At 72.3% G+C, this 1,992-nt stretch carries 3 protein-coding genes and 1 pseudogene; all 4 read right to left on the reverse strand.

Going from position 1 to position 1,992, the window contains the following annotated elements:
- Positions 1-323 (reverse strand): annotated as a pseudogene (locus AC1D15_RS29270) (outer membrane lipoprotein carrier protein LolA); the annotation flags it as partial.
- On the reverse strand, positions 313-1,254 hold the full coding sequence (locus tag AC1D15_RS29275; protein WP_477828783.1) for a lysophospholipid acyltransferase family protein: 942 nt from the start codon (positions 1,252-1,254) through the stop codon (positions 313-315). The pseudogene AC1D15_RS29270 and the gene AC1D15_RS29275, both read right to left, overlap by 11 nt.
- Positions 1,251-1,571: an ApeI family dehydratase gene (locus tag AC1D15_RS29280; protein WP_477828784.1), complete on the reverse strand. Its 321-nt coding sequence runs from the start codon at positions 1,569-1,571 to the stop codon at positions 1,251-1,253. The genes AC1D15_RS29275 and AC1D15_RS29280 overlap by 4 nt, the downstream gene beginning before the upstream one ends.
- Positions 1,572-1,583: 12 nt before the next feature.
- Positions 1,584-1,992: AMP-binding enzyme (locus tag AC1D15_RS29285; protein WP_477828785.1), on the reverse strand; the 409-nt coding region annotated here is incomplete at its 5' end.

The raw sequence follows: 1,992 nt of genomic DNA on the forward strand, positions 1-1,992 counted from the left end.
GTGTCCAGCGGCACGCTGCGGCTGCGGCTGCCCTGGCTCATCGTCAGCGTGTTGCCGGCGACAGCGAGGCGCTCGCGGCGCGGCTTCAGCGTCTCGCGCACGAAGGTGTCGGGGGCCGCGAAGCTGAGGCGGCCGGACGATTCGAGCGTGCGCGTCATGTCCTGCAGCGTCACCTGGCGCGTCTCGGTGAACGTGGCCTCGCCGGACTTGACGCCGGCCAGCAGCGTGAGCAGGCCGCCGAGGTCGGCCGGCGCGGCGGATGCCGCGAGCGGTGCCAGTACCAGCAGCAGGCACAGCGCACGCCGTCGAAGTTCAAGCCGCATGCGCATCCTCCGGGGCCCAGAAATCATAGAAATTGAACCAGTTCATCGGTTGCTCGCGGCACAGCGTTTCCAGTAGCGCCACGTAGCGGCGCTGCACATCGGCGATGGCCGCATCCTGCGCCTCCCGCCCCGCGGGCCGTTCGCTGAGGTCGGCCAGCGGCACGAAGCGCAGCTCGTAGCGGTTGCCTCCCAGGTACAGCCCGGTCATGAAGACGACCGGCCGGCGCAGCAGCGCGGCGAGCCGGAACGGGCCGTCGGAGAACGTGGCCTCGTCGCCGAGGAAGGGCAGCCGGTGGCTGACCGAGCGCGCCGATGCGGCACCGGGCAGGCTGCGGTCGCCGAGCAGGCCGGCGACGCCGCCGTCGTCGAGCCAGTTGCGCAGCTGCAGCATCGATTCGAGCTGCCCGAGCGCGATGATGTGCAGCGGCGTGTCCGGCGCGATCGCCTTCAGCGTGGCGTTGATCATCCGCGCATTGTCTTCGTACATCACCATCGCGACGCGCAGCCCGGCGCGCGACTGGCCGAGCGCACGCATCACCTCGAAGCTGCCGAGGTGCGCGCCGATCAGCAGCGCGCCCTGGCCGCGCGCGAGCACCGCGTCGAGGTGCTCGGTGCCCGCGATGCGGATGTCGAAGCCATCGAAACGTTGCTGCAGCAGGTAGACGCGGTCGAGCACGGTCGACGCGAACGCGTGCAGGTGGCGCAGCCGCTCGCCGAACGTGGGCGCGCGGCCCAGCACGCGCCGCAGGTACTGCGCCGAGGCGCGCGGCGCGGCGCCACCGAACCACAGGAAGTACAGCGCGATCGGGCCGAGCAGCAGCCGCGCGGCCGGGCGGCCGAGGCCGACCGCGATGCGCCGCATCAGCGTCAGCGCCCACAGGTTGCTGCGCTCGCGCTGGGCGATCCAGGTGCCGTCGGCAGGTGTCGTCATCGGGCCGCCGGCGACAGGTCGAAATGCCCGCTCGCGCAGCGCGTCGCCTGTCCGTCGACGACCTGGCCGACCTCGAAGCGCAGGCGTGTCGACGCCGCATCGACCGCATCCCATTCGATGCGCAGTTCGGCATCGGGCCCGACCGTCGCGACGAACTTGACGGCGCCTACCTGCAGCGGGTCGAGCGCGATGCCATGCGCGCGCACCGCCTCGACCACCTCGGCCAGCAGCAGCACGCCGGGCACGATCGGCCGGCCGGGAAAGTGCCCCGCGAAGGCCGGGTGCGAGGCCGCGATGCGCACGGTAGCGACGGGCATGGCGGGGGTGGCCTAGAGGTGCTCGGCCGCGAGCGCGGCCAAGCGCTGCGCCGGCAGCTTGCCGGTGGCATCGCGCGGCAGCGACGGCAGCAGCACGATGCGCCGCGGCAGCAGCACCGGGTCGAGCCGCAAGCGTAGCGCGGCGAGCAGCGCCTCGCGCGTCAGCGTGTCGGTGACGACGAAGGCCACCGGACGGGCGATGCCCTCGACGCTGTCGGCCGGCGGCAGCCAGAACGCGCCGTCGCGCACGCCGTCGATGCTGTTCAGCTGGAAATTGAGGTGCGACAGCGAGCTGCGCTTGCCGGCCACGTTGATCAGGTCGTTGCTGCGGCCGAGCAGCCGGAAGCACGTCGGCGACAGCACCTCCAGCACATCGGCGAGCTGCGTCGGCTCGGGCACGTGGCCGCCGCTGACGATGCTC

Source organism: Rhizobacter sp. P2_H2 (assembly GCF_056403375.1).

Bases quoted from the DNA above. Each gene is read 5' to 3' on its own strand.
- AC1D15_RS29275 (WP_477828783.1), bottom strand. From the start codon at position 1,254: ATGACGACACCTGCCGACGGCACCTGGATCGCCCAGCGCGAGCGCAGC.
- AC1D15_RS29280 (WP_477828784.1), bottom strand. From the start codon at position 1,571: ATGCCCGTCGCTACCGTGCGCATCGCGGCCTCGCACCCGGCCTTCGCG.